The organism is Microvirgula sp. AG722, assembly GCF_003269145.1.
Classification (GTDB): domain Bacteria; phylum Pseudomonadota; class Gammaproteobacteria; order Burkholderiales; family Aquaspirillaceae; genus Microvirgula; species Microvirgula aerodenitrificans.
The window spans coordinates 714138-733432 of the sequence record NZ_QLTJ01000001.1 but is presented as its reverse complement, the minus strand read 5'-3'; the positions used below and the strand labels follow the sequence as shown (position 1 = coordinate 733432).

23 protein-coding genes are annotated in these 19295 nt (G+C 63.4%); 14 read left to right on the top strand and 9 right to left on the bottom strand.

Going from position 1 to position 19295, the window contains the following annotated elements; genetic code table 11:
• Positions 1–7: 7 nt before the first annotated feature.
• The 3 genes from DFO50_RS03470 to DFO50_RS03460 are packed head-to-tail and all read right to left on the bottom strand — an operon-like array spanning position 8 to position 1792.
• Complete coding sequence (locus DFO50_RS03470; RefSeq protein WP_028498719.1) at positions 8–430, bottom strand: biopolymer transporter ExbD; 423 nt, start codon at positions 428–430, stop codon at positions 8–10.
• Positions 417–1094: a MotA/TolQ/ExbB proton channel family protein gene (locus DFO50_RS03465; RefSeq protein ID WP_028498718.1), complete on the bottom strand. Its 678-nt coding sequence runs from the start codon at positions 1092–1094 to the stop codon at positions 417–419. Before DFO50_RS03465 ends, DFO50_RS03470 begins: the two co-directional genes overlap by 14 nt.
• A gap of 14 nt (positions 1095–1108) precedes the next feature.
• Positions 1109–1792 (bottom strand): energy transducer TonB, encoded by a 684-nt coding sequence (locus DFO50_RS03460; RefSeq protein WP_158537395.1) that lies wholly within the window; start codon positions 1790–1792, stop codon positions 1109–1111.
• Positions 1793–1990: 198 nt separating this feature from the next.
• Here DFO50_RS03460 and hslV point away from each other — a divergent pair, with 198 nt between their 5' ends.
• The 3 genes from hslV (at position 1991) to DFO50_RS03445 (ending at position 4937) form a co-directional block, all read left to right on the top strand.
• On the top strand, positions 1991–2524 hold the full coding sequence (gene hslV, locus DFO50_RS03455) for an ATP-dependent protease subunit HslV (protein ID WP_028498717.1): 534 nt from the start codon (positions 1991–1993) through the stop codon (positions 2522–2524).
• 23 nt (positions 2525–2547) lie between these two features.
• Positions 2548–3876, top strand: coding sequence for an ATP-dependent protease ATPase subunit HslU (gene hslU, locus DFO50_RS03450; protein WP_199489735.1), 1329 nt, complete (start codon positions 2548–2550; stop codon positions 3874–3876).
• A gap of 605 nt (positions 3877–4481) precedes the next feature.
• Positions 4482–4937 (top strand): hypothetical protein, encoded by a 456-nt coding sequence (locus tag DFO50_RS03445; RefSeq protein WP_051528736.1) that lies wholly within the window; start codon positions 4482–4484, stop codon positions 4935–4937.
• Positions 4938–4942: 5 nt separating this feature from the next.
• Here the strand turns inward: DFO50_RS03445 and DFO50_RS03440 are convergent, their stop codons facing one another.
• Positions 4943–5668, bottom strand: a complete 726-nt coding sequence (locus tag DFO50_RS03440; protein WP_112692019.1) for a 16S rRNA (uracil(1498)-N(3))-methyltransferase — start codon at positions 5666–5668, stop codon at positions 4943–4945.
• Positions 5669–5787: 119 nt separating this feature from the next.
• Here DFO50_RS03440 and DFO50_RS03435 point away from each other — a divergent pair, with 119 nt between their 5' ends.
• Complete coding sequence (locus DFO50_RS03435) at positions 5788–6582, top strand: inositol monophosphatase family protein (RefSeq protein WP_028498713.1); 795 nt, start codon at positions 5788–5790, stop codon at positions 6580–6582.
• Between the two features lie 68 nt (positions 6583–6650).
• Here the strand turns inward: DFO50_RS03435 and pyrI are convergent, their stop codons facing one another.
• Together pyrI and pyrB are read right to left on the bottom strand one after the other, a co-directional pair.
• The gene (pyrI, locus tag DFO50_RS03430) at positions 6651–7118 is read right to left on the bottom strand and encodes an aspartate carbamoyltransferase regulatory subunit (RefSeq protein ID WP_036385572.1); all 468 of its coding nucleotides are present in this window, start codon (positions 7116–7118) and stop codon (positions 6651–6653) included.
• 26 nt (positions 7119–7144) lie between these two features.
• Complete coding sequence (pyrB, locus tag DFO50_RS03425; protein ID WP_028498711.1) at positions 7145–8071, bottom strand: aspartate carbamoyltransferase; 927 nt, start codon at positions 8069–8071, stop codon at positions 7145–7147.
• Positions 8072–8513: 442 nt separating this feature from the next.
• Here pyrB and DFO50_RS03420 point away from each other — a divergent pair, with 442 nt between their 5' ends.
• From DFO50_RS03420 to waaA, 5 genes are all read left to right on the top strand, one after another.
• Positions 8514–9167 carry a protein-L-isoaspartate O-methyltransferase gene (locus DFO50_RS03420; RefSeq protein WP_028498710.1) on the top strand — a complete coding sequence of 218 codons (654 nt, stop codon included), beginning with the start codon at positions 8514–8516 and terminating at the stop codon, positions 9165–9167.
• Positions 9167–9490 carry a rhodanese-like domain-containing protein gene (locus DFO50_RS03415; protein WP_028498709.1) on the top strand — a complete coding sequence of 108 codons (324 nt, stop codon included), beginning with the start codon at positions 9167–9169 and terminating at the stop codon, positions 9488–9490. Before DFO50_RS03420 ends, DFO50_RS03415 begins: the two co-directional genes overlap by 1 nt.
• 147 nt (positions 9491–9637) lie before the next feature.
• On the top strand, positions 9638–10333 hold the full coding sequence (ung, locus tag DFO50_RS03410; RefSeq protein ID WP_036385508.1) for a uracil-DNA glycosylase: 696 nt from the start codon (positions 9638–9640) through the stop codon (positions 10331–10333).
• A gap of 705 nt (positions 10334–11038) precedes the next feature.
• A complete protein-coding gene (waaC, locus tag DFO50_RS03405) occupies positions 11039–11998 on the top strand; it encodes a lipopolysaccharide heptosyltransferase I (protein ID WP_112692039.1) in 960 nt (319 codons plus the stop codon).
• On the top strand, positions 11995–13269 hold the full coding sequence (waaA, locus tag DFO50_RS03400; RefSeq protein ID WP_112692018.1) for a lipid IV(A) 3-deoxy-D-manno-octulosonic acid transferase: 1275 nt from the start codon (positions 11995–11997) through the stop codon (positions 13267–13269). The genes waaC and waaA overlap by 4 nt, the downstream gene beginning before the upstream one ends.
• Before the next feature lie 48 nt (positions 13270–13317).
• Here waaA and DFO50_RS03395 read toward each other — a convergent pair whose 3' ends face one another.
• Positions 13318–14103 carry a hydroxymethylpyrimidine/phosphomethylpyrimidine kinase gene (locus tag DFO50_RS03395; protein WP_036385506.1) on the bottom strand — a complete coding sequence of 262 codons (786 nt, stop codon included), beginning with the start codon at positions 14101–14103 and terminating at the stop codon, positions 13318–13320.
• An 82-nt stretch (positions 14104–14185) separates the two neighbouring features.
• Between DFO50_RS03395 and DFO50_RS03390 the strand changes: the two genes are divergently transcribed.
• The 5 genes from DFO50_RS03390 (at position 14186) to hemL (ending at position 17500) form a co-directional block, all read left to right on the top strand.
• The gene (locus DFO50_RS03390; RefSeq protein WP_028498704.1) at positions 14186–14350 is read left to right on the top strand and encodes a rubredoxin; all 165 of its coding nucleotides are present in this window, start codon (positions 14186–14188) and stop codon (positions 14348–14350) included.
• Positions 14351–14371: 21 nt separating this feature from the next.
• The gene (locus DFO50_RS03385; protein WP_028498703.1) at positions 14372–15181 is read left to right on the top strand and encodes a M48 family metallopeptidase; all 810 of its coding nucleotides are present in this window, start codon (positions 14372–14374) and stop codon (positions 15179–15181) included.
• A gap of 67 nt (positions 15182–15248) precedes the next feature.
• Positions 15249–15665: a CopD family protein gene (locus DFO50_RS03380; RefSeq protein WP_028498702.1), complete on the top strand. Its 417-nt coding sequence runs from the start codon at positions 15249–15251 to the stop codon at positions 15663–15665.
• A 22-nt stretch (positions 15666–15687) separates the two neighbouring features.
• Positions 15688–16179 (top strand): CYTH domain-containing protein, encoded by a 492-nt coding sequence (locus tag DFO50_RS03375; RefSeq protein ID WP_112692017.1) that lies wholly within the window; start codon positions 15688–15690, stop codon positions 16177–16179.
• Between the two features lie 43 nt (positions 16180–16222).
• The gene (gene hemL / locus DFO50_RS03370; RefSeq protein WP_028498700.1) at positions 16223–17500 is read left to right on the top strand and encodes a glutamate-1-semialdehyde 2,1-aminomutase; all 1278 of its coding nucleotides are present in this window, start codon (positions 16223–16225) and stop codon (positions 17498–17500) included.
• A 64-nt stretch (positions 17501–17564) separates the two neighbouring features.
• Here hemL and DFO50_RS03365 read toward each other — a convergent pair whose 3' ends face one another.
• Positions 17565–18044 carry a GNAT family N-acetyltransferase gene (locus DFO50_RS03365; RefSeq protein WP_028498699.1) on the bottom strand — a complete coding sequence of 160 codons (480 nt, stop codon included), beginning with the start codon at positions 18042–18044 and terminating at the stop codon, positions 17565–17567.
• Entirely contained in the window at positions 18037–19293 is a 1257-nt protein-coding gene (gene lysA, locus DFO50_RS03360) for a diaminopimelate decarboxylase (protein ID WP_028498698.1), read from the bottom strand. Before lysA ends, DFO50_RS03365 begins: the two co-directional genes overlap by 8 nt.
• Between the last annotated feature and the right edge of the window lie 2 nt (positions 19294–19295).

Here is a 19295-nt window from a genome sequence, read left to right as displayed (position 1 = left end):
GGCCGGTCTACCGCGTGGTTGCCGGCGCCTCGGTCACGAAACCGATCCTGGCAACGCCACCGCGCTGGGCGGAAGCCATCACTTCGGCGACCTGTTCATAACGCGCAGCCTTGTCGGCACGCACGTGAACTTCAATCTCCGGCTTCACGCGCACCGCATCGGCAAAGCGCTTTTCCAGCGATGCTGCGTCGACCGGTTTGTCGTCCCAGAACATCTTGCCCTCGGCATCGACGGCCAGCCGGATGGCTTCCGGCTTGTCCTGATGCTGGACGGCGGCCTCGCGCGGCAGCTGGATCGGTACCGCATTGGTCAGCAGCGGCGCGGTGACGATGAACACCACCAGCAGCACCAGCATCACGTCGACCAGCGGCGTGGTGTTGATGTCCGCCATCGGGGCCGCACCTTGCGAATGGAAACTACCGAACGCCATCGGTTTCTCCCGTTTGCGTCAACAACTGCGCATGCAGGTCATGCGCAAAACCGTCCATGTCGGCGCTGAGCACGCGATTGGCACGCAGCAGCGCGTTGTAGGCAACCACGGCCGGGATGGCGACCGCCAGACCAGCGGCAGTGGCCACCAGAGCTTCCCCGATCGGACCGGACACGGCGCCAATTGATGCCTGTCCCTCGTGGGCAATGCCGATCAGCGCGTTGTAGATGCCCCACACCGTGCCGAACAGACCGACGAACGGTGCAACGGCGCCAACGGTCGCCAGCCAGGTCATGCCGTTTTCCAGCTTGGCGTTTTCACGCGACAAGGTCTGGCGGATGACACGGGTCAGGTAATCGTCGATACCGCAGGCCTGGCCCAGCGTGCGCGTTGCGTGCTGGCGGTAATGCGCCAGCGCGTCCAGCCCGGCCTGGGCGATGCGCGCAATCGGCGCCTCGGCGTTGTGCACCATCTCGCTGGCGCGCACCCAGTCCGGCGTGGCCCAGAATGCCTGGTCCAGCGCCCGGTTCGCCCGGCGGATCGTGATGTAGCGCACGCTGCGCATCAGGATCAGCCACCAGCTGCTGACAGACATGGCGAGCAAGAGCAGAAAGACTGCGATCAGAATCGCGTCACCCTGGTGAAAAACCAGACTCAGATCCATCGTTTACGACATCCTTAGGTCAAATTGAACTTCATGGGAACCAGCACGCTGCCGGCGACGGCGGTGCTGCCGCGCTTGGCCGGCACGAAGCGCCAGCGCTGCACGGCATCCAGCGCCGCGCGGTCAAGACGGCCGAAACCGCTGGACTTGTGCAGCTTGACGGCGACAGGCGCGCCCTCGGCACTGACTTCAACGCGCAACATGACGGTTCCCTGCTCGCCCATTTCCCGCGAGATCGGCGGGTAGGACGGCCGGGGGTTGGACAAATAGGCGGCATTGAAGGACGGCGCGACTTCCGCCGTCGATTCACTGCGTTCGGCGCCGCTGCGACTGTCGCTGTGCGAGTCGCTCGACGCCGTCTTGTCGGGAGAAGCATCACTGGCCGCCGACGCCGTGGACGGCGCGGCCTTTTCTGTCGGCACCGGGATCACCGGCGACTTGTCCGCCACCCTGGGCACCGGGCGCGGCTCGCGCTTGACGACCGGTTGCGGCTTGACCGGCGTCGGCTCACTCCTGGGCGCAGCCGGCGCGGCAGCAGCAGGCGCGGGGGCTTCCTCGGTGATCGGCGCGAGGCTGACATAGTCGATGCGCGGCGCGGTCAGCGTCGTGTGTTCGACCGGCTTGGCGACGGCTGCCAGCAATACGACGTGCAGGCCGACGGCGATCAGGAGCGTGGAAGTTTCTGTCTTGCGATTCATGGCGGACATCATCTTAATGAGAACTTATCTCATGTTCAATAGAAATAAGAAGCTTTCTCACTCGTTTTCCGCATGACGAACGGCCCCGCTGTCGCCCGCCCCCCCGCTTGCAATCCGGCCCGGCGGCTTCATATGCAGGGGAACCCGGCCCGACCCCGTGTCGCGCGCCATTCCCCTTTTTCTTATCAAGGTCATTCCATGCAACAGTTCGACGGCACCACCATCGTTTCGGTGCGCCGCGGCGATCTTGTCGCCCTGGGCGGCGACGGCCAGGTCACCCTCGGCAACATCGTTATCAAGGCCACCGCGCGCAAGGTTCGCAGGCTGCACAACGACTCGGTCCTGGCCGGATTCGCCGGAGGTACCGCTGACGCATTCACGCTGATCGAGCGCTTCGAGGCCAAGCTGCAGAAATACCAGGGCAACCTGCTCGTCTCCGCCATCGAACTGGCCAAGGACTGGCGCTCGGATCGCGCGTTGCGCCGGCTGGAAGCCATGCTGATCGTGGCCGACAAGGAACGCACGCTGGTCATTACCGGCAACGGCGACGTGCTCGAACCGGAACAGGGCATCGCCGCAATCGGCTCCGGGGGCGCCTATGCCCAGGCTGCCGCGCGCGCCCTGTACGAGAACACCGAGCTGCCGCCGGCCGAGGTGGTGAAGAAGGCGCTGGCCATTGCCGGCGACATCTGCATCTACACCAACCAGAACCACGTGATCGAAACACTGTAGGAAAGATTGTTATGTCCTCCCAGATGACCCCGCAGGAAATCGTCCACGAACTCGACAAGCATATTGTCGGCCAGGGAGCCGCCAAGAAAGCGGTGGCCATCGCCCTGCGCAACCGCTGGCGTCGCCAGCAGGTCGAAGAGCCGCTGCGCAGCGAGATCACGCCGAAGAACATCCTGATGATCGGGCCGACCGGTGTCGGCAAGACCGAGATTGCCCGCCGGCTGGCACGGCTGGCCAATGCACCGTTCATCAAGGTCGAAGCCACCAAGTTCACCGAGGTCGGCTATGTCGGCCGCGACGTCGAGACCATCATCCGCGATCTGGCCGAAGCCGCGATCAAGCAGGCGCGTGACGAGGCGGTCCATCGCAACCGCTACCGTGCCGAAGACGCAGCCGAGGACCGCATCCTCGATGCGCTGATCCCGCCGCCGCGTCAGCCCGGCTTCAGTGGCGAAAACACGGCCCCGGTCGAGCGCCATGACAACGACACCCGGCAGAAATTCCGCAAGATGCTGCGCGAGGGCAAGCTCGACGACAAGGAAATCGAGATCGAGATCGCCGTCAATGGCCCCGAAACCCAGATCTTCGCGCCGCCGGGCATGGAAGACCTGACCAGCCAGATCCAGGGCATGTTCGCCAATATCGGCGCCGGCAAGAAAAAGCCGCAGAAGCTGAAGATCAAGGAAGCGCTGAAGCTGGTCACGGATGAGGAAGCCGCCAAGCTGGTCAATGACGAGGACATCAAGGCGGCGGCGGTCCGCAATGTCGAGCAGAACGGCATCGTGTTCATCGACGAGATCGACAAGGTCACCGCACGCGGAGAAGGCACCAGCGGCGCCGACGTGTCGCGGGCCGGCGTGCAGCGCGATCTGCTGCCGCTGGTCGAAGGCACCACGGTCAGCACCAAGTACGGGATGATCAAGACCGATCACATCCTGTTCATCGCATCGGGTGCCTTCCATCTGTCCAAGCCATCCGACCTGCTGCCGGAACTGCAGGGCCGTCTGCCGATCCGGGTCGAACTGTCGGCACTGTCGGTCGAGGACTTCGAGCAGATCCTGACCGCGACCGATGCCTGCCTGACCCGTCAGTACCAGGCGCTGCTGGCCACCGAGGGCACCGAGCTGTCGTTCACTGACGAAGGGATCCGCCGTCTGGCCGAGATTGCCTATCAGGTCAACGAGAAAACCGAGAACATCGGTGCGCGCCGTCTGCATACCGTGCTGGAAAAGCTGCTTGAAGAGCTGTCGTTCGATGCGAAGACCGGTCCGGTTTCCATCGATGCCGACTATGTGAACGCAAAGCTGGAAGGCATTGCCCGGCGCGAGGACCTGGCCCGCTACATTCTGTGACCGGACAGTCTGCAGCAGAAAGGGCCGGCGCGAATGCCGGCCCTTTTTTTGACAATGATATTACGCACGTATCTCATAATATTTATTACAAATCGCACAGAATGGTTTTGTCTTTTCGCCTTGCCGGCAAAGCCTGCCGCAAAAATTTCAGCCCGGATTGCAGCCCGGTCCGGGCCGGTTCCGGCCGCGCTGGCCCGGTTTGCCGCATGACCGGGGAAAACCTGGCTGCCCGTGGCCAGCCAGCCTGCCTGGCGGGGGATAAGATGGTGGATAACTTTAGCAACGCTCGACCGGATTGCCGCGAAAACCCCACCGGCATTCCGCCGTATCCGGTGCAATCCCGCCACTGGCGCGGATTTCGTCCGGCCAGGCGCAGGCCATGGCCGCCAGCCACGATGACTGACTCCCCTGTGGATAATATGGGGAAATTTCCGCCGGCAAAGCAATGTCTTTGTTAAGATGAATCCGAGCTTCCAAGTATCAGGCCCATGCCCAAACCCAATCGACTGTCTCATTTTCTGCCTTTGGCGTTCAGGAATGGCCAGAGCATCAGCCGCTTTGCCAAGCACTGCGTACGATGCAATGAACTGGTCACCGCAGATCACATGCACGGCGTCGCGGCCGTGATCCAGAACCGGATAGTGATTGCGGCCAAGGCGCGCTGCCCGGCATGCGATGCCGAGTTCGCCATTTCCTGCGTCATTACCGAGGACAAGAAAGTCCATCGGGTTCTGCTGCCCGGCTGGGTGCTGCGCTGGTGGCTGTCGACAGCCAGGACCGAGGTGCCGCGAACCCGTTCCCGCGACTGGCAATACGAGGAAGAAGCACAGCGCGCGCCGGAACCGCCACGTTCACCATCCGTCGACCGCGACAGCGCAACACTGTCACCCGAGGCACTGGGACAGTTCGACGGCGAACCGATCCCGGCCTGGATCAGTGTTGACGGCACCACACTGCATTTCGTCCGCACGGCGCCCAAGGGCATCCACGAACCGCTGCGCCCCGGCGAAGTGCTGTTCAACGACCGCCTGATCTACAGCGCGGCACAACGGCCGGCCTGAACCGGTCAGCCAAGGTCGCCCCAGACCGTCTGCAGCGCAGCCGCCGCGGCCAGTGCCGCGGTTTCGGTACGCAGCACCCGTGGCCCGAGCGCCAGCGGCGTCCAGCCCCGGGCAAAGGCAGCCTGCTCCTCACCATCGCTGAGCCCACCCTCGGGGCCGGCCATCAGCCAGACCTTGCCCTGCGGCGGCGCATAGTCGGCCAGCCGCCGGTTGCCGACCGGCGACAGCAGCAGCCGGTGCGATGCCTCCAGCGACTGCTGCAGGAAGGCATCCAGGCTCATCGACGGCAGTACTTCCGGGATGGTATTGCGGCCGCACTGTTCACAGGCCGCCTGCACGATATCGCGCCAGCGTTCGGTCTTGCGCCCGGCGCGTTCCCCACCCAGTCTCAGCACTGCGCGCTCAGTCACTAACGGCTGAAACACGCTGATACCCAGCTCCACGCCTTTCTGCAGCGTGAAATCCATGCGTTCACCGGTGGAAACGCCCTGCGCCAGACACAGGGTCAGCGGCGACTCGCGGTTGATTGCCAGCCGCTCGCCGAGTTCGACCCGCGCATGTCGCTTGCCGAGGTCACGCAGGATGGCCCTGACCTCACCCCCGCTGCCGTCAAACAGCCTCATCTCGTCATCGGCGCGCATGCGCAGTACCTGTACGTGTCTGACCACATCGTCCGGCAATGCGTATTCACCGGCTTGCGGAAGCGTCTCGGGGATGAAAAAACGGGGCATGCATACCTCTGGGGGCGAATTCATTGGGTCCGTGCTTTGACACGGCCATCGGCAAGCCGGTATTTTGCCAGTTGAGCGCTGACAATGCCGAGTCGGTGTAGCCGTGGAGAATAATGACAATGCAGGCTGTCGACCAGGTCATCCATCTGTTGCGCGAAATTGCGCAGACAGAGGTCATGCCGCGTTTCCTGCGCGTGTCCGCTACGCGAAAGCATGACGGAACCCCGTTTACCGAAGCCGATCTCGCTACCCAGGAAGCACTGGCCAGGGCACTGCCCGACATTATCGCCGCGCCGGTGCTCGGCGAGGAAATGACGCCGTGTGAGCAGGCGGCCCTGTGGGACAAGGCCGGCGATGCCGGTATCTGGGTGGTCGATCCGATCGACGGCACCACCAATTTCATTCACGGCCTGCCGTATTTCGCCATTTCGGTAGCCTGGATGGTCAATGGCCGCAGTGAACTCGGCGTGATCTACAACCCGGTGGCCGACGAGATGTTCTATGCCGAGCGGGGCGGCGGTGCCTACCTGAACGGCGTCCGCCTGCCGCTGAAGCCATCTCCCGAGCATTTCACCGACACCATTGCCGCGGTGGAGATCAAGTATCTGAAAAGTGGCCGGCTGTCGAACCGGCTGCTGGCCACCGCGCCATTCGGCAGTCTGCGCAATCTCGGCTCGTCGACGCTGGACTGGTGCAATCTGGCCAGCGGCCGCTATGACCTGTACCTGCATGGCGGCCAGCGCCTGTGGGATTACGCGGCCGGCGCACTGATTCTGGAAGAAGCCGGCGGCCGCTCCGCCACCATAGAGAGCGATGACTACTGGTCCAGTCAGCTATGGCACCGGACCGCCATCGCCGCACTGGACCCGCGTTTCTTCGAACCATGGAAGCACTGGATCCGCCTGAACCAGTAATCCTGTTTCACGTGAAACAAAAAGCGCCCCGGGGGGCGCTTTTTCCATCAGCCTGCATTTGCAACCGATTACAGCTCGGCCACGATATCCTGGCTGAACGATTTCTCGCAGTACTGGCAGCGCATCTTGGTGCTGCCATCCTTGGCGCGACGCACGTGAAACACGCTCTTGACCGGTTCGTTGTGCGAAATGCAGTTCGAGTTCGGGCAGGCAAAGACGCCCTCGATCAGCTCCGGCAGATCCAGCGTGTACTTCTCGGCCACTTCGAAGTTGCGGATCACGTTCACCGTGGCATCCGGCGCGAACAGTGCCAGCTGGTTGGCCTGCGACGGCGTCAGCAGCACGTTCTCGATCTTGATCAGGTCCTTCTTGCCCAGGCGACGGCTGGGCAGGTTCAGGCCGACATACAGCCGTTCGCCCGATTCCATCAGCTTGAACATGCGCAGGATCTTCACCCCCTGGCCGGCGGTGATATGGTCGATGGCGGTGCCGTCCTTCAGTGCTTCGACTTTCAGCGTGTAATCAATCTTTTCCATCTTGCTCAATCCTTCTTTCCGGCCCATCACAGCGTTTCGTTCAGTACCAGCGCCAGCAGCGCTTCACGGGCGTAGACACCGTTTTCGGCCTGCTGGAAGTAGTACGCGTACGGCGTATCGTCGACATCGATCGAAATTTCATCGACGCGCGGCAGCGGGTGCAGGATGCGCAGATTGTCGCGGGCGCCCTTCAGCGTATCGGTGTTCAGCACGAACTTCGACTTCATGTGCTTGAATTCGGTTTCGTCGAAGCGTTCCTTCTGCACCCGGGTCATGTACAGCACGTCGAGTTCCGGCAGCACTTCCTCGATATTCTGATGCAGGCTGTATTCGATGCCCTTTTCATCCAGCTCTTCGCAGATGTACTCCGGCATGGCCAGCGGCTTCGGGGCAATGAAGTAGAAGCGGCAACCGAAGTGGGTCAGCGCCTGGGCCAGCGAATGCACGGTGCGGCCGTACTTCAGGTCGCCGACGAAGGCCACCTTCAGACCGTCCAGCGTGCCCTGGGTTTCGTAGATCGAGAACAGGTCGAGCAGCGTCTGGGTCGGATGCTGGTTCGAGCCGTCGCCACCGTTGATGACCGGCTTGCCATTGGAGAACATCGACGCCAGGCGGGCCGCCCCTTCCTGCGGGTGACGCATCACATAGGCATCGACATACGAGGTGATGATCTTCACCGAGTCGGCCAGCGTCTCGCCCTTCTTGGCCAGCGATGTGTTGCCGCCGTCGGCGAAACCGATCACCGAGCCCCCGAGGCGGTGGACGGCGGTTTCGAACGACAGCCGGGTGCGGGTCGAAGCCTCGAAGAAGCAGCTGGCCACCACCTTGTTTTTCAGCAGGTCATGGCGCGGCTCGCGCTTCAGCTCGCCGGCGACATGAACGACCAGTTCGAGCTCCTCGCGGGACAGGTCCGAGATGGAGATGATGTGCTTTTGATAGAGCGTATTCTTCATGCTTTCCTTCCTTGCAGCACGGCCGCCCCGTGACGAGCGGCCGAAAAAAAAGCCCCAAATCATTGGGGCTTTTAAAAAATCGGATTCCTGATTTCGCGAAACTGAAAAATGTCGCCGCTGTCGACGCATTTCAGCGCGACATTCGCATGAGTAAAGCTGCTGGCTACGACGTGCATCATCTGTCCCGAAAAAAATCGCGAAATTATACGTCCGGGAGCCACGCCGGGAAAAGGGGTCCGACGAACGGCTGTTTGCTGACGTCGCTTTCAGGCAAAACAACGTCGCACAGAATTATTTATACCACCTTGAGCACATTTCGCCGCCCCAGGATGGGCGATCCCGGTCGCATGTGGAATAATTCCAAGGTTTGTCTACCCCTTTCCGGGGGAAGCTTGACGCTCACCCGCCGGATACCGCCATCCAGTCTGAACCGGAGCCCTCCATGGATTTCGAAAAAGCCCGCTTCTACATGATCGAACAACAGATCCGTCCGTGGGACGTTCTCGATCAACGTGTTCTCGATCTGCTCGCCGAAGTTAAGCGCGAGGATTTCGTGCCCGCCGGCAACCATTCGCTTGCCTTCGTCGACATGGAGCTCCCGCTGCCGACCGGCGGCAAGATGCTGCAGCCGAAAGTCGAGGCGCGCATCGTGCAGGAAATGGACATCCAGCCCACTGACGTCGTGCTCGAAGTCGGTACCGGCACCGGCTATCTGACCGCACTGCTCGCGCGCAGCGCCCGTCACGTCTATTCGCTGGATATTTCGGCGCAGGCGATCGAGATCGCCCAGGCCAACCTGGCCCGCGCCGACATACGCAACGTAACGCTCGAAGTGGCCAACGGCAGCGAGGGCAACACGGCCCACGCACCGTACAACGTCATCGTTATCGGCGGCTCGCTGCCGGTGCTGCCGGAAGCACTGAAGGCACAGCTGGCCCCTGGCGGCCGCCTGTTCGCCACCATCGGTGACGAACCGGTGATGCGCGCCATCCGCGTCGTTCGCGACGCTGGTGGCCAGTACCGTGAGGAAACCCTGTTCGATACCGTGATCGACCCGCTGTTCCAGATCACCGAACCGGAACGCTTCGTATTCTGATGCGGGAAATCTCGCCGCACGACCTGTCCGCCTGGCTGGCCGATCCGGCGCGTGATGCGCCGTTTCTGCTCGATGTGCGCGAACCGGCCGAAGTTGCCATCTGCCGGCTGGCCGACAGTGTCAACATCCCGATGAACCTGATCCCGTCACGGCAGTCAGAGCTGCCCGACGACCGGCCCATCGTCGCCATCTGCCACCACGGCGTGCGCAGCTTCCATGTTGCAGCCTGGCTCGAGCACGCCGGTTTCAGCGAACCGCTGAGTCTGGCAGGCGGCGTCGCGGCCTGGGCGGACCAGATCGAACCGTCGATGCCCCGTTACTGACCGTTCACGCAACAGGCTGCCAAATGGACATCCCCGGATGTCCATTTTTTCGTCCCTGCCGCGTCATGTCATGGGCAAAAGCACGCTCGACGGCACCGGGCCGGACAAGGGACAATTCACGTTGTCCACACAGCCGTCCACACCTTCATGCACAAGTCCCTGCCCTGGCTCGCCCCTGCCCTGTCCCGCGTCCATCCCGACTGGCAAAGCCGCCTCAGGCCTGACATTCTGGCCCGTATCGACCACCAGCTGAGCGAGCGCGCAGCAGCCGGCGAACAGATCTATCCACAGCCTGTGGATATTTTTAATGCACTGCGCGACACCCCGCCGTCCGGGGTGCGGGTGGTCATTCTCGGCCAGGACCCGTACCACGGTGACGGCGAGGCCTGCGGGCTGGCGTTCTCGGTCAGGCGCGGCATTCGCGTTCCACCATCGCTGCGCAATATCTACAAGGAACTCCTGCGCGATACCGGCACGGCAACGCCCCTTCACGGCGATCTGGGCGCCTGGACCCGTCAGGGTGTGCTGCTGCTGAACAGCGTGCTCACCGTGGCGGCAAACCGTGCTGGCAGCCATCGTGAACTCGGCTGGCAGGTCATTACCGACGACTTGATCGATCTGCTTGCCGCCGAAGACAGTCCGCGCGTGTTCGTACTGTGGGGCAAGGACGCCCAGAACAAGCATGCCAGGCTGACCAATCCGCGCCATCTGGTGTTGCAGGGCCCGCACCCGTCACCGCTGTCTGCCTACCGGGGTTTCTTCGGTTGTGGACACTTTTCCCGCATCAACGACTACTTGCGCGAACAGGGCTGCGTTCCGATCGACTGGCATTTGCCGGAGTGAATCCGGGACTGTTTATCCACAAGTGACGTGCACTGCCGTGCGTTGAATATATTAGACGACGGCAAAGTCTTTGATTTGTCACGATTTTTCTGTTTTCCGGCAATCCCCGCTTCTGGCTGGCTGCGTTTTTTCGTTACGTAATCCGCTTTTTTTTCCACTGCCTGGATGCCGGGTTTCTGCTTGCCTGCTTTTCTTATTCTTTTTTACAGATAGTTATTAAAGAAATGGATGAAGGGCGCCCTGTTCTGTGGATAACACGGTTTTTTTATTGCAGAACAAATGCTTGTCGTTCATGGAAACCGGATGGACTGGCTACGGGTTTGCTGTTGCCCGTCTGTGGATTGTTTTCACCCTGTGGATAGCGGTGACCCTTATGCACAGCCTTGCGCCAGTTGTGTCCGCCAGCCTGTGCATTGTTGTCTGCACGGCTTTTCGTTCGTGCCCGGTTCACATTCTTGTTTGTCCAAATATAAACTGATGATACTGATGTAGTGACTCCTGCCCTGTTGATAACTCTTTTTCCACTGCAAATTCATGACTTTGGGTGAGTTGTAAACATGTGGGCGAAATGGCCGGAGGCAGTTATCCACTTGTGGACAGTTCTGGGTGTCAGTGGATATCCGTCTTTACCCACAGGTGCGGAAGCGGTTGCCGGTCGCTTTGTCCACATGCCGGAATCGGTCCGGGACGAATACAATGCCGGCCATGAGTCGACTTCTACTGATACGCACTTCGTCGATGGGGGATCTGGTGCATACCCTGCCGGCCGTCACCGATCTGGCGCGACGCTTTCCTGCCATGGCCATCGACTGGCTGGTCGAGGAAAGCTTTGCCGATATCGCCCGTCTGCACCCCGCCGTTGCCGGGGTGGTCCCGATAGCCATGCGCCGCTGGCGCAAGGCGCTGTTTTCCACCGGCACCTGGCGCGAATTGCGGGCGGTAAGGACGACGCTGCGTTCGTCGCACTACGATCTGGTGCTGGACAGTCAGGGGCTGATGAAAAGTGTGCTGTTCGGCAAGCTGGTCCGGGATGCACCGATGGCCGGCTATGACCGGGCCAGCATTCGCGAGCCGATGGCGAGCCTGTTCTACGACAAGCGCTATTCCGTGTCCTGGGAACGCAATGCGGTGGATCGCAACCGTCTGCTGTTCGGCCAGGTCTTCGGTTACGAGCCGGATCTGGCGCAATGCAATTTTGGCGTTCACACCGGCCCGGCGCCGGACTGGTGTCCGGCGAGCTATGCCGTGCTGCTGACGGCGACCTCCAGGGACAGCAAGCTGTGGCCGGAGGCGTCGTGGGTGGCGCTGGGAAGCACGCTGACGGCCCGTGACGGCCTGCAGTGCGTGTTGCCGTGGGGGAATGCCGCCGAGCAGCAGCGCGCGCAGCGGCTGGCCGCCCTGATCCCGGGCGCGCTGGTTGCGCCGCGTGAGCGGCTCGATGTCGCGGCGGCACTGCTTGCGCACGCACAGGCGGTAGTGGGCGTCGATACCGGGCTGACCCACCTGGCCAATGCCGTCGACGTGCCGCTGGTGGCGATCTATACCGATACCGATCCCTTGCGGACCGGGGTGGTCGAAACGTCGCGTTCGCGCAATATCGGCGGTATCGGTCAGTGTCCGGATGTCGGGGCGGTGCTGGCCGTGCTGGCGGAGTGCCGCGCATGAGTGCGGCGCTGGGCGCCTATCGGCTGCTGACCCGGGCGCTGCTGCCTCTGGCGCGGGTCTATCTGCGACGGCGGGCACGCCGGCAACCGGCCTATCTCGAACACTGGGACGAACGTTTCGAACAGAATGCGCCGCCCCTGCCGCAGGGCGGCATCTGGCTGCATGCCGTTTCAGTCGGGGAAACCCGCGCCGCGGCGCCGCTGGTCGAGGCGCTCGGCCGGCGCTTCGATACCCTGCCACTGGTCATGACCCAGATGACGCCCACCGGCCGCGAAACGGCCTTGCAGCTGTTTGCCGACCGGGCGACGGTCAGCTACCTGCCGTACGACACGGCAGCCAATGCTGCGCATTTTGTTGAACGGCTGGCGCCGCGCTTCGGTGTGCTGATGGAAACCGAACTGTGGCCGAATCTGATCCACGCCTGCCATGAACGGCGGGTGCCGCTGTTTCTGGCCAATGCGCGCCTGTCGGAGAAATCGGCCCGTGGCTATGCGCGCATCCGGCCACTGATCGCGCCGGCACTGGCGGCGCTGACCGGCATTGCCGCCCAGAGCGAAGCGGATGCCGAGCGCCTGCGTGCGCTGGGCGCTCTGCGGGTCGAGGTGCTCGGCAATACCAAATTCGATTGTTCGCCACCGGACGGCGTCGAGGCCCAGGTGTCGGCGTTGCGCGCGCTGGCCGGGCCGCGTCCGGTCGTGGTGCTGGCCAGTACCCGCGAGGGCGAGGAAGCCTTGCTGCTGGATGCGTTGCCTGAGGAATTTCCGGCACTGGTCGTGCTGGTGCCGCGTCATCCGCAGCGCTTCGATGCCGTGGCCACGCTGCTGGCCGAGCGCGGGATTGCATTCCAGCGCCGCAGCGACATGGTGCCGGTTGCCGCCACCACCCGGGTGTGGCTTGGTGATTCGATGGGAGAACTGTTCGGCTGGTATTCGTTGGCTGATGCCGCGTTTGTCGGCGGCAGCCTGCTGCCGCTGGGGGGACAGAACCTGATCGAGCCGGCCACGGTCGGCTGCCCGGTGCTGATCGGGCCGTCGACATTCAATTTTGCCGCCGCCAGCCAGGCCGCTTTCGCCGCCGGTGCGGCGCGTCAGGTCGGGGATGCGGCGGCAGTCTGGTCCGGACTGGGCGCCCTGCTGGCCGATGCCGGTCGCCGGCATGACATGGGCCAGGCCGGGCTGGCATTTGCCGGGGAGCATCGCGGAGCCAGCCAGCGCATCGTCGACTGGATCGCCGGCCACCTGGAAGGACAGTTGATCAGGCAAGGCATATAAAACAGGCCATATGAATTTATTTGGCCAATGTTTATATGCTTGGCATGTTCAGCCCTGATTGACCGGTGGTCTGCCCGGCATCAGCGACCCCATGCCCGGGCGATAGGCATGGTCGAGCGCCTGCTGCAGATACTGCTGGGCGTGGCCGACGGCATCGGTCATCGGCATGCCCTGTGCCAGACAGGCGGCTATGCTGGCCGCCAGAAGTTCATTGGCTCCGCGGACCACGCCGGCGCGACGCGGCCAGCTGTCACGGCGCAGCAGCGCTTCCTTGTGATACAGATGGTTGATGATCTGGCGCGTCGGCGCCTGGGCACCGGTCAGCAGCGTGTGTTCGGCGCCGAGTGCGGACAGCGCGCGGCCGAGCGTGGCGGCATCGGCCATGTTGTCGCTGTCGCCTTCTCCCTCGTCACCATCGCCGAAGCGGCTGGCCAGCAGCGATGACACGACCAGGATGTCGGACTGCGGAATCAGCAGATCGGCACAGGCGGACACCAGATCGTCTTCGCTGTCTTCCTGATGCCCGGACCAGGCCGGTGCCAGCACCAGCGGCACATTGGCGTAGTCGCTGACGATTTCCGCCAGCACGCTGACCGTTTCCGCATCCGCCAGCATGCCGATGACGAAGGCCGAGACCGGCATGTCCTCCAGCACGGTGCGGGCCTGGTCGTTGATCAGCTCCGCATCGGCCGGCACGGCATCGTGCTGGCGCTCGGAATCCGCTGATAACTGGACGGTCGGCACGGCCACCGGATGACAGCCGAAGGCGGACAGGGTCAGGGCGTCTGCGGTAATCCCGGTCAGTCCGGAAGGATCGAAGGCGGAGAAAGTCATTATCACGGGGTGATGCGTCACGGTGCCGGGTCGGTTGGTTGTCGATACAATCGCTATTCTAAGCCCGTATGAGTGACTGACCATGAATACCTGGATGTGCCTGATCTGTGGATTTATCTATGACGAGGCCGCCGGCCGGCCCGAAGACGGCATCGCGCCCGGCACGCGCTGGGACGATGTACCGCCCAACTGGACCTGCCCGGACTGCGGTGCGCGCAAGGAAGACTTCGAGATGGTCCAGTTCTGATCTGCGACGGGAGACGGCAAGATGACTAGACGCATGCTGTCATGGGTGCTGCTCGCGCTGCTGACGGCAGGTTGCCAGCAGATCAGCACCACGGCGCCCGGCATGGTCGGGGTGACCCGCAAGCAGACCATGCTGGTGTCCGAGCAGGAAGTGAACCAGGCGTCGGCCCAGGCCTATCAGCAGCAGATGGCCGCAGCGCGTGGCCAGGGGGTGCTGAACAGCAATGCGGCGCTGACCCGGCGCGTGCGGGCGATCAGCAAGCGGCTGATTGCGCAGACGCCCTACTTCCGCCCGGATGCCGCCCAGTGGCGCTGGGAAGTGAATGTGGTGCAGTCACCGGAGATGAATGCCTATGCAATGGCCGGTGGCAAGATTGCCGTGTATTCCGGTCTGGCGCAGAAGCTGTCACTGACGGACGACGAACTGGCGGCGGTCATCGGCCACGAGATTGCCCATGCACTGCGTGAACACTCGCGCGAAAAGGCCAGCCAGGCGCAGATGCAGCAACTCGGCGTCGGCCTGCTCGGCATTATCGGCGGGCTGAACAGCAACCAGCTCGGGCTGGCGAACAGCGCGGCCGATCTGGCGTTTGGCCTGCCGTACAGCCGCAATATGGAAAGCGAAGCAGATACCGTCGGTCTGGAACTGATGGCCCGCGCCGGCTACGACCCGCGTGCGGCGGTCAGCGTGTGGAAGAAAATGCAGATGGCCGGCCAGAGTGGTGGCCCCGGTTTCCTGTCCACCCACCCGAATGCCGGGCAGCGCATCGAGTCGATCAGCGCCCAGTTGCCGAATGTGCAGCCGCTGTACGAGGCGGCACGACGCAAATAGCGATCGGTCTGATCAGTGTTTCACGTGAAACCCCGTTTTATTTTTTCCGGCACCCGGAGCCCTTTGCATGACCTATCTGTACGTCAAGGCGTTTCACCTTTTTTTCGTGGTCTCCTGGTTCGCCGGGCTGTTTTACCTGCCACGTCTGTTCGTCAATCTGGCGATGGCCGAAGACGGGCGCGAACGCGACCGGCTGCTGCTGATGTCCGGCAAGCTGTACCGCTTCATGACCCCGCTCGGTGTGCTGGCGCTGGCGTTCGGCCTGTGGCTGTGGCTCGGCTTCGGTTTCAGTGGTGGCTGGCTGCATGCCAAGCTGACGCTGGTGGCCGGTCTGGTCGCGTACCACGGCTACTGTCGCAAGCTGCTGGCCGACTTCGTGGCCGGGCGGAATGCGCGCAGCCACAAGTGGTATCGCGTATTCAACGAGGTGCCGGTGCTGGTGCTGCTGGCCTGTATCCTGCTGGTCGTAGTCAAGCCGTTCTGAGCGGTCGGACAAAGGAACTGATATGGGAATGGAAATCGAACGCCGCTTTCTGGTGACGGCGGATGGCTGGCGCGGCCAGGGCGAAACCCGGCGTCTGCGCCAGGGCTTCATGTGCGTGGAGCCGGAGCGGACCGTGCGCGTGCGGGTGATCGGCGACCAGGCGTGGCTGACACTGAAGAGCAAGATCAGCTTCGTGTCGCGCTACGAGTTTGAGTACCCGGTGCCGCTGGCCGATGCCGAAACCATGTTCGACGTGATGTGCGCGCTGAAGATTGAAAAAAACCGTACCCGCATCGAGCGGGACGGACGGGTGTGGGAGGTCGACGAGTTTTTCGGCGACAATAGCGGTCTGGTGCTGGCCGAGATCGAACTGCCGGATGAAGACACGCCGTTCGATCGTCCCGACTGGCTGGGTGCGGAAGTGACCCGCGATCCCCGCTACACCAATGCCCATCTGGCCGGCCACGCATACGCGGGCTGGAGCGCGGAAGAACGGGCCCGCATTCTCGACTGACCGCCGGTTGGCTTGAAACCGGCATCACCCTGCAAGGATAGTCATGACCCGCAGCGAACAACTTTTCGAACGTGCCAAGAAAACCATTCCCGGTGGCGTGAATTCGCCGGTACGCGCGTTCGGCAGCGTCGGCGGTACGCCGCGCTTTATCGAACGCGCCGAGGGCTCGGCGATCTGGGACGCGGATGGCAAGCGCTATATCGATTTCATCGGCTCCTGGGGCCCGGCCATTGTCGGCCACGCCCACCCGGAGGTGATCGCCGCCGTGCAGCAGGCTGCCGTCAACGGGCTGTCGTTCGGGGCGCCGACCGAGGCGGAAATCGATATCGCCGAGGAAATCGCCAGACTGGTGCCGTCGATCGAGCAGGTGCGCCTGGTCAGTTCCGGCACCGAAGCGACCATGAGCGCGATCCGCCTGGCGCGCGGTTTTACCGGTCGTGACAAGATCATCAAGTTCGAGGGCTGTTATCACGGTCATTCCGATTCGCTGCTGGTCAAGGCCGGTTCCGGCCTGCTGACCTTCGGCAATCCGTCGTCGGCCGGTGTGCCGGCCGACTTCACCCGTCATACCCTGGTGCTCGAGTACAACAATGTCGATGAGCTGAGCGAGACGTTTGCCGCCATGGGCGAACAGATTGCCTGCGTGATCATCGAGCCGTTCGCCGGCAACATGAACCTGATCCGGCCGAGTGATGCCTTTGTCCGCACCCTGCGCGAGCTGTGCACCGCCCACGGTGCGGTGCTGATCTACGACGAAGTGATGACCGGCTTCCGCGTCGCGCTCGGCGGCGCGCAGCAACTGCACGGCATCCGTCCCGATCTGACCACGCTGGGCAAGATCGTCGGTGGCGGCATGCCGATCGGCGCGTTTGGTGGCCGGGCCGACATCATGAGCTGCATCTCGCCGCTGGGCGGCGTGTACCAGGCCGGTACGCTGTCCGGCAACCCGGTGGCGGTGGCCGCCGGTCTGACCACACTGCGGCTGATCCAGGCGCCGGGTTTCCACGACGCGCTGGGTCGCAAGGCGGCGTCGCTGGTCGAAGGGCTGGTGTCGGCAGCGCGCGATGCCGGCGTGCCGTTCTCGGCCGACAGCGTCGGCGGCATGTTCGGTCTGTACTTCGGCGACAAGGTACCGACTTGCTATGCCGAAGTGACCGCCAGCGATCGCGACCGCTTCAACCGCTTCTTCCACCTGATGCTGGATGCCGGCGTCCATCTGGCGCCGTCGGCCTACGAGGCGGGCTTCGTGTCCGCCGCGCACAGCGAGGCCGATATCGCCGCGACGGTCGACGCCGCGCGCAAGGCGTTCGCCCAACTGTAAGAGTGGCGTGCAAGAAAAATCCCGCGAGCATTGCGCTGGCGGGATTTTTTTGTGCCGGATCAGCCTACAGCGGCTTTTCCATCATCAGGTAAGCCTGGCCACACAGGGCCGACAATTCAAAGCCGACGTCGGCATACAGATGGCGGCCGACGTCATTGTCCGGACGCACTTCCAGCGTGACCTTGCAGGCATCGCGGCGACGGGCGGCATCGGCCACTGCTTCGAGCAGCCGGCGGCCGATGCCGAGCCCGCGCTGGCCCGGCAGCACGGCCAGGTCGTGCAGGTTGACCGACGGACGTGCGGCGAAGCTCGACAGGCCGAGCACGCACAGGGCGACGCCGACCGGCGTGTCGCCGGCAAAGGCGAGCACGGCGAAGGCGGTCGGGTGGGTGGCCAGCAGGCGTGGCAGGCGCTCGCGCACCTCGGCGCTCAGCGGCGTGCCGCCGCCCATCGGGTCGCTGGCATAGGCATCGACCAGCGCTACCACACGGGCCAGATCGTCGGCCGAGCTGAAGTCGGCCTCGCGGAGAGTCAGTTCAGTCATTGCCGTCCAGCAGGCCGATTTCGTTGGCGATCAGTTGCTCGAAGGTTTCGCGGGCACGCACCAGCCGGACGCTGTCGCCACTGACCAGCAGCTCGGCGCCGCGCGGGCGGGTGTTGTAGTTCGAGCTCATCGTCGCACCGTAGGCCCCGGCGGACATCACCGCCAGCAGATCCCCTTCCTGCACCGCCAGTTCGCGGTCCTTGCCGAGGAAGTCGCTCGACTCGCACACCGGGCCGACCACGTCATAGGTGGCGACCGCGTCGTCGCGGCGGGTGACCGGGCGGATCTGGTGGTAGGCCTGGTAGTACGACGGGCGCATCAGGTCGTTCATCGCCGCGTCGACAATGGCGAAGTGCTTGCCGTCGCCCTGCTTCAGGTACTCGATGCGCGTCAGCAGCACGCCGGCGTTGCCGACCAGCGAGCGGCCCGGTTCGAGCAGCAGCGACAGTCCGCGACCGGCCAGCCGCTGCTTGATGGCTGCCGCGTAGGCGGCGACATCCGGCGGGGTCTCGTGGTCGTAGCGGATGCCGAGCCCGCCGCCGATGTCGACGTGCTTCAGGCGGATGCCGGCCTCGCCGAGCTGGTCGACCAGCACCAGCAGGCGATCGAGCGCATCGATCAGCGGCGTGGCGTCGGTCAGCTGGCTGCCGATATGGCAGTCGATGCCGATCACGTTCAGGTTCGGCAGCGCGGCGGCGCGGCGGTAGGTATCGAGCGCCTGCTCGTAGGCGATGCCGAACTTGTTGTTTTTCAGCCCGGTCGAGATATACGGATGGGTCCTGGCATCGACGTTCGGGTTCACGCGCAGGCTGATTGGTGCCCGCTTGCCGGCCTCCCCGGCCACCCGGTTGAGGCGTTCGAGCTCGTTGACCGATTCGACGTTGAAACAGTGGATGCCGATTTCCAGCGCCTGGCGCATTTCGTCCGCGCTCTTGCCGACGCCGGAGAACACGATCTTGCCGGCTTCGCCGCCAGCGGCCAGCACGCGACGGATTTCGCCGATCGACACGGTGTCGAAACCGGAACCGAGGCTGGCGAAGTGGCGGATGACGGCCAGGTTCGAGTTGGCTTTCAGCGCGTAGCAGACCAGATGGTCGATGCCGGCAAACGCATTGCTATAGGCGCTATAGGCTTGCGTCAGTGCCGATTCGGCGTATACGTAGCACGGCGTGCCGAAGGTGTCGGCGATTTGCGCGAGCGGGACGTCTTCGACGAAGAGTTCGCGATCCTGATACTGAAAAGCTTGCACGG